The sequence below is a fragment of the Prevotella sp. P4-98 genome (assembly GCF_002251405.1).
GTDB lineage: Bacteria > Bacteroidota > Bacteroidia > Bacteroidales > Bacteroidaceae > Prevotella.
In genome coordinates this window covers 24,210-31,939 of sequence record NZ_NPJC01000063.1, presented here as the reverse complement: position 1 = coordinate 31,939, position 7,730 = coordinate 24,210, and the positions used below count along the sequence as shown (strand labels likewise).

At 50.1% G+C, this 7,730-nt stretch carries 6 protein-coding genes; 4 read left to right on the top strand and 2 right to left on the bottom strand.

Annotated features, from left to right (window positions below; translation table 11 throughout):
- On the bottom strand, positions 1-322 hold a 322-nt coding region (locus CIK96_RS10715; RefSeq protein ID WP_371592657.1), incomplete at its 3' end, for an HU family DNA-binding protein.
- A gap of 201 nt (positions 323-523) precedes the next feature.
- On the opposite strand from CIK96_RS10715, the gene CIK96_RS10710 reads away from it, so the two are divergent.
- The 4 genes from CIK96_RS10710 (at position 524) to CIK96_RS10700 (ending at position 6,334) form a co-directional block, all read left to right on the top strand.
- Positions 524-745: a DUF4248 domain-containing protein gene (locus CIK96_RS10710; RefSeq protein ID WP_094440571.1), complete on the top strand. Its 222-nt coding sequence runs from the start codon at positions 524-526 to the stop codon at positions 743-745.
- Between the two features lie 494 nt (positions 746-1,239).
- On the top strand, positions 1,240-1,401 hold the full coding sequence (locus tag CIK96_RS13275; protein WP_158214861.1) for a hypothetical protein: 162 nt from the start codon (positions 1,240-1,242) through the stop codon (positions 1,399-1,401).
- A 245-nt stretch (positions 1,402-1,646) separates the two neighbouring features.
- Positions 1,647-3,110 carry a trypsin-like peptidase domain-containing protein gene (locus tag CIK96_RS10705; protein ID WP_094440572.1) on the top strand — a complete coding sequence of 488 codons (1,464 nt, stop codon included), beginning with the start codon at positions 1,647-1,649 and terminating at the stop codon, positions 3,108-3,110.
- A gap of 407 nt (positions 3,111-3,517) precedes the next feature.
- On the top strand, positions 3,518-6,334 hold the full coding sequence (locus CIK96_RS10700; RefSeq protein ID WP_094440570.1) for a pitrilysin family protein: 2,817 nt from the start codon (positions 3,518-3,520) through the stop codon (positions 6,332-6,334).
- A 91-nt stretch (positions 6,335-6,425) separates the two neighbouring features.
- On the opposite strand, the gene CIK96_RS10695 is transcribed toward CIK96_RS10700, so the two are convergent.
- Positions 6,426-7,709, bottom strand: coding sequence for an O-acetylhomoserine aminocarboxypropyltransferase/cysteine synthase family protein (locus tag CIK96_RS10695; protein WP_094440569.1), 1,284 nt, complete (start codon positions 7,707-7,709; stop codon positions 6,426-6,428).
- Positions 7,710-7,730 lie beyond the last annotated feature (21 nt).

The window sequence follows — 7,730 nt, the reverse complement described above, 5'->3', positions numbered from 1 at the left end:
TCTGTGCCACATCAAACTTGGATGGGTCGCTGACCGCCTTCTTGCCGTCGTTGCGGATGGAGTTGTAGAACGTTCCGAGTTCGCCCAGCTTCACCTTGTAGCCCTGCGCCAGCAGTTCGTTGATGCAATCAACCATTTTGGTCATCACTCCGACCACCACGTCGCGGGTATAGACTGATTCGTGGTCTGAGATGTGGGCTGCCAGCTCGTCAAGGTTCACGGTGCCCTGCGAAACGGGTTGTGCGTAATACTTGGCGTAGGCAGTACTCTTGGTGTTCATGCACTTCTGCAAGCAGTAGCGAATAGTAGTTAGTGTACTCATAATAGAAACGAATTTAGTTAAACAGAAGAAAATTATCGCCTGCAAAGGTACGGGTATGTTTTTGCGAAATGTCAGTTAATGTCACTTATTGCCACTTATGCCGTGTTAAAAGAACTTAAAGTCGGGCGCTGCGCCTCGCTTCCTTTGCCTCATTGCGGCAAAGGCAGTAACTTTGCGTAAAAATAAAATCATCTGAACATCATGCCTACACTACGTCCTTACACCTCCATGAGCCGCACCCGTCTGGCACAGCTCTACTGCCCCGACGTCACCCCTCGCCATGCCTGGCGCACGCTGAAAGCATGGATGGATCGCTGCCGTCCGCTCCTCGCCCGCCTCCGATCGCTCGGTTACGACGGCCGTCAGCGCATCCTCTCGCCTGCCATGGTAGCCGCCATTGCGGAGTATCTCGGAGAGCCTTAAACCGCCGAACGTCAATCGACGAAGGCGATTGGCGTTTTCTCCTTCGACGATTGGCGTTATCGCCACCGCCGAACGGCATACCTCGCGCGCGCCCCTGTTTACTGCCGATTCGGGCAGTTGCCCGAAAACGGTTACGATTTGAAACCCTTGTTGCAGTGGAATAGAAACTTTAACAGAAGTGTTAATGCAAATTAACGTTTTTTTTTGTTAACGCAAAGGTTCGTACCTTTGCAGCCGAGGTCCAGCCTCACGGATACAGCGGTATTCGGTCAAGTTACAAGTTACAAGTTACAAGTTACAAACGAAAACGAAGCGAAGAACGAATAGGGATGTAAAACTTTATTATATTATTATAATATATAATATTATAATATATAATAAAATTATATACCTTACAAATTCTAAGTTTCCAGAGTTTGCAGTGCTTGCAACACCATTTGTAACTTGTAACTTGTAACTTGTAACTTATCCACTAACCCTCAAAATAACGAGCTATGACAAAAGAAAAAGAAAAACCCAGTACCGAGAAATCGCAAATCATCAGCGAACTGGCAAACAAACTCGGATTCAGCGTTGACCTTCTTCAAAGCGTGGTCGGTAACAGAATTAAACCAACGTTTTCGTTAAGCCAAATGAGCAGAATAAAGCTCGTTTAAACTCTGCCATGGCGAGAAAATGAAGGATGATAAGAAAACAACTTGCAACTTTTTCAAATGATGTTTTGTGATTTTTTCAACAATAGCAGGGAAAGCGCAAACAGCCGTTAAGGGGAGCGGTCGAAGTGTTAAAATGCGCCAAAAAGCAATGCCATTTTGGCAGTTTAACATATTTTGCGTCTATATTTGCACCCAGTTTGACGAAAACGGGAATTATAACATCAAAAAAAAAACATAAAAAGAACATGAAAAAGATTGTGAAAAGCATTTTGCCAGCGGTCTATCTGATGGTGATCGCATTTTCTACTGCATCGTGCAACAAAACCCAAGCAGCTCCTGCTGCTGCGCCGGGACAACCAGTGGATTTGACTTACGCTGCCGACAAGGCACTGCCCTCGGTGGTTTACATTAAATCGGTGATCAACTCTAAGGTGCAGACCGTGGAATATGCCGACCCCTTTGAGGATTTCTTCTCAGACCCCTTCGGCGGCTTCTTCGGCCGCGGGCAGAACGGTAACAACGGAAGCCGCAAGCGACAGGTGCAGACCCCGAGACAGGCCGCTGCGGGCAGCGGTGTGATCATCTCTGCCGACGGATATATCGTGACCAACAACCACGTGGTGGATGGCGCTGACGAACTGACCGTTACACTCAACGAGAACAGTAAGGAATATTCAGCCCGCATCGTCGGTGCCGACAAGACCACCGACCTAGCACTCATCAAGATTGATGCTAAGAATCTGCCCGCCATCGCCATTGCCAATAGCGACAATGTGAAAGTGGGCGAATGGGTACTGGCTATAGGCAACCCCCTCGGACTGAACAACACAGTGACTGCGGGCATCATCTCTGCCAAGGCTCGCCAGATGGGCGAAGGCGTATCGTCGATGATTCAGACCGACGCTGCCATCAACCAGGGTAACTCGGGCGGTGCGCTCGTCAATACACGCGGCGAACTGGTCGGCATCAACGCGATGATATACTCTCAGACCGGACAGAACATCGGCTATGGCTTTGCCATTCCTACCGCTATCATGAACAAGGTGGTCGCCGACATCAAACAGTACGGTACCGTGCAGCGTGCCATGATAGGCATCAAGGGCAGCGACGTCAGCACCTATGTGGACGTGGAGAAGGAAAAGGGCAACCAACTCGACCTTGGCACCATGGAAGGCATCTATGTGGCCGAAGTGGTGGAGGATGGTGCTGCCGCCTCGGCAGGACTGAAGAAGGGCGATGTCATCACGAGCATCGACGGCCAGAAGATCAAGAAGTTTGGCGAACTGCAGGGCATCATCGCCCAGAAGCGCCCCGGCGATAAACTGACTGTCACCTATCTGCGCAACAAGAAGAGCCATTCCGCTACGCTGACGCTGAAGAACGAACAGGGCACTACCAAGGTGGTGAAGAATGCCGACCTCGATGTACTGGGCGGTACGTTCCGTGCCGTCACCAACAGCCAGAAGGAGCAATTGAACATCGGCTATGGTCTGCAGGTGGCTAAGATCAGCGGCGGCAGACTGAAAGAGGCTGGTGTGCCCCAGGGCTTCATTATCCAGCGCGTGAACGAACAGCCGATGAAGTCGGTGGAGGACCTGCAGAATGCGGTGAAGGAAACTTCAACCTCCAAGGATCCTGTACTCTTCATCCAGGGTGTGTTCCCCACTGGCAGGAAGGGGTACTTCGCCGTTCCTCTGGTCAACGAGTAATACCAGTAAAACGATACGCCATCCATTACGGATGATGCACATACAGCGTGCCGCCTTGAAGCGATTCAGGGTGGCACGTTTTTTTTCTCCATTATTAATTTATTCAAGTTTCGCAACTGAGGGAATTGATTGAAGTTAAAGAAGTTATCACTCCCTACGGTCGTTCGGGAAGTTAAGAGACAATAGCCTTTTGCCGTAAGACGTAGGACATTTGTCCCTTAACTTCTCTCTTACTTCCCTCTAACTTCCCTCTAACTTCCCCACATGCGCAACTGAGGGACTTGAATTAAAAAACATTAAAAGGCACTACAAATCAGCGCAAAAGCTTTGCTTATCATAACAAAATACTTACTTTTGCACACAATATCCTAATCGCGAGAAAATCATTATTAACAAAAACGTAAAATATGAAACCAAAAAATCTATTGGCAGCGGCCATGCTACTGCTAGGTGCAACACCAACGACGGCACAGCAAATGCCACCTATCCCCGTGGATAGCAAGGTGAAGATTGGTCATCTGGACAACGGACTGACCTACTACATCCGCAAAAACAATTTCCCTGAGCATGTGGCAAGCTTCTATATCGCACAGAAGGTCGGTTCTATCAACGAGAACGAGGACCAGCGCGGACTGGCACACCTCTTGGAGCATCTGGCATTCAACGGCACAGAACACTTCAAAGACAATACCCTACAGGAATATCTGCAGAGCATCGGCGTGGAATACGGTCGCAACCTCAATGCCTATACCAGTATTGACAAAACGGTGTATTTCTTCACCGATGTGCCCACCACCCGACCAACGGCTGTGGATTCGTGTATGCTGATACTGAAAGACTGGAGCAACGGCATCTCGCTGACGCAGAAAGCCATAGACGACGAGCGCGATGTGGTGCACAATGAGTACCGCATGCGCATGGTGGGTCAGCAGCGCATGATCGAGCGCAGTCTGCCTCGCCTCTACCAAAACGAGAAATACGGCTTCCGCATGCCTATCGGACTGATGAGCGTCATCGACGGATGCAACCCCGAAACCCTGCGCGACTACTATCGCAAATGGTATCGCCCAGACAACCAGGCCATCATCGTGGTGGGTGATGTGGACGTAGATCATATCGAAGCACAGATCAAGACGCTGTTTGCCGACATCAAGGTGCCTGCCGATGCCGCCAAAGTGATACCAGAGCAGGTAAGCCCCAACGATACCGCAATCTATGTGGTGGATAAGGACAAGGAACAGCAGTATGACCTCTTCCTCATCAACATGAAGCACAAAGCTATTCCCGATGAGATGAAGGTCAACATGGACTATCTCCTCATGAAATACATGGACAATGCACTCACCCTCATGCTGAACACCCGATTCAGCGAGAAAGCCCAGGAGCCCGACTGCCCCTATCTGCAGGCTGTGGGCGACAATGGCGATTACCTCATGTCGAGAACCTGCGGTGCCTTCACGCTGACAGGACTCGCCAAGGAAGGTCAAGTCAAGGAGGCGTATGCCGCTGTATTGCGTGAAGCCAAGCGTGCGCACGACTTCGGTTTCACTGCTACAGAATATCAGCGTGCCAGGGACGAGATCAAAAGTCAGATAGAGAAAAGCCTTGCCAATAAGGACAAAATGAAGAATGAGCAGTTTACCACACAGTATGTGGATCACTTCATTGCCAACGAACCTATTCCCTCGATAGAAGACGAGAGTGCTATCCTGCAACAGCTCATCCCCAACATCCCCGTGGAGGTGATCAATATGTATGCCAAGAAACTCATCTGCAACAGCGATACCAACTTCGTGACGCTGATGATGATGCAGGAGAAAGACGGTAAGGCATACCCCACCGAACAGCAGTTGGCTGACATTGTGAAAGGGGTGAGGGCAGAGAAACTCGAAGCCTACGTGGATCACGTGAAGAACGAACCACTCATTGCCCAGCTGCCTAAGGCTGGCAAGATCAGGAAGACCGTAGAGAATAAGGTGTTGGGATATAAGGAACTGACACTGTCTAACGGTGCGAAGGTCATCATGAAGAAGACCGACTTCAAGGACAACGAGATTCTCTTCTCTGCAAAAGCCAAGGTGGGATATTCGGCATTTGAGAAAGCCGATCAGAGCAGTGTGATGCTGATGACCCAGGCACTGGATGCCAGCGGTCTGGGCAATTTCACCAACGCAGAACTGGAAAAGGCCATGGCTGGCAAGCAGGCGAGTGTCAAATTCACCATGGATCCGTTCTACCACGGATTGAGCGGTAAGAGCACTCCGAAGGATATCGAGACGCTGATGCAACTCATCTACCTCGACATGACAGCAGTGAAGAAAGACGAGAAATCGTTTGCCAACCTGCAGAACACCTATGCTACCATCCTTGCCAACCAGAGCAACAACCCCAACCTCGTGTTCCAAGACTCAGTACAGAGCACCGTATATCTGGGTAGCAAACTGGCACGCATTCCTTCTGCCGACGATATCAAGGCCATCAACTACGACCGTCTGCTGGCCATAGGTAAGCAGTATTATGGCAATGCCAAAGACTTCACCTTCTATTTCGTGGGCAACTACGACGAGGCTACACTTCTGCCGCTCATCGAACAGTATATCGCTTCGCTGCCTGCAAAGGGCTGCACCCTGCAAAACAAGGACATCCCCTATGCCAAAGGCAAGGTGAGCAACGTATTCACCAAGGCGATGAGCAACCCACAGAATCAGGTTCAGGAGATATGGTATGCCATGATGCCTTACACACTGAAGGCTGACGTGCTGGCTGACATGGCAGCTCGCCTGTTGGAGATGAAGTATCTGCGCTCTATCCGTGAGGAACTCAGCGCTGCCTATCATGCGGGTGCCACCGCCTCTGTCTTCACCGATAAAGACGGTTTGGCTGCTGTCAATATCGTTGGTAGCGCACAGCTGAATCCTGAGAAGTCGGATGCTGCCATCCCCTGCTTCTTCCAAGGCATGAAGGAGGTCGTGGCAGGTGCTGATGCTGCCGACCTGCAGAAGGTCAAGGAGATTCTGCTGAAGCAAGCCGATGTGGACAGCCGTGAGAACAGCCACTGGCTTAGCGTGCTGATCAACTATGCAACACGCGGTGTAGATACCCATACCGACTATAAGAAGACGGTCAACGAGATTGACAGTAAACAGATATCAGACTTCCTCCAGAACACAATCCTCAAGTCTGGCAACCATGTGGAAGTCATCATGAAGGCTGTGAAGGAATAATCACCGTGACATCCGAATAACAAAACAGGAGGCAAACACCGATGATGCGTGTCTGCCTCCTGTTTGTTATTATTGTTTATGAAAACTACTTTCAGATCTTATCGAGAGCCTGACGGATGTCGTCGAGGATGTCGTCACAATCTTCAATACCAACAGAAAGACGAATGAGATCGGGAGCCACACCAGCCTCACGAAGCTGTTCGTCGGAAAGTTGACGGTGGGTATGGCTGGCAGGGTGAAGCACACAGGTGCGTGCATCAGCCACGTGGGTCACGATATTGATCATGTCGAGCGAGTCCATAAAGCGGATAGCGGTCTCACGGTCGCCCTTCAGTCCGAAGGCTATGACGCCACACGATCCGCCAGGCAGATATTTCTCTGCCAACTCATGATAGGCATCGCCTGGCAGTCCGCTATAGTGTACCCATGCCACACGAGGGTCTGCCTGCAGAAATTCTGCCACACGCTGGGCATTGCTGCAATGCTGTGCCATGCGCAGATGGAGGGTCTGAAGACCGAGGTTGAGGATAAACGAGTTCATCGGTGCAGGGATAGAGCCCAAGTCGCGCATGAGCTGGGCAACGAGTTTGGTGGTATAGCCCATTTTTCCGAATGCCTTGACATAGGTGAGTCCGTGGTAGCTCTCATCGGGAGTGCAGAGTCCGGGGAACTTATCGGCATGCGCCATCCAGTCAAACTGTCCGCTATCTACGACAACACCTCCCACCTGCGATGCCGTGCCATCCATGTATTTCGTGGTACTGTGGGTCACGATGTCGGCACCCCATTCAAAGGGGCGGCAGTTGATGGGAGTGGCAAAGGTGTTATCTACAATGAGAGGCACACCGTTACGATGGGCAATGCGTGCGAATTTCTCGATATCGAGTACGGCACAGCCGGGATTGCTGATGGTTTCGCCAAACACCGCTCTGGTATTGGGACGGAAAGCCTTTTGTATTTCCTCTTCGCTATCGTTGGGATTGACAAAGGTACATTCAATACCCAGTTTCTTCAGGGTGACGCCAAAGAGATTGAATGTGCCACCATAGATTTCGTTGGAAGTAACGATATGGCTGCCAGCCTCACAGATATTAAACACGGCATAGAAGTTGGCTGCCTGTCCGCTACTGGTCAGTACCGCCCCTACTCCACCTTCGAGTTGTGCAATCTTCTTGGCCACAGCATCGTTGGTAGGATTTTGCAGACGGGTATAGAAATAGCCCTCTTTCTTCAAATCGAAGAGCATCGCCATTTCTTCAGAGTTATCATATTTAAAGGTAGTACTCTGGATGATGGGCAACTCAATAGGTTCACCGTTTTTCGCTTCATAGCCTCCCTGTACACAGATAGAGGCAGTTTTTAGTTGTTTTTTCATTTGCAATATTTTGTTTTATCT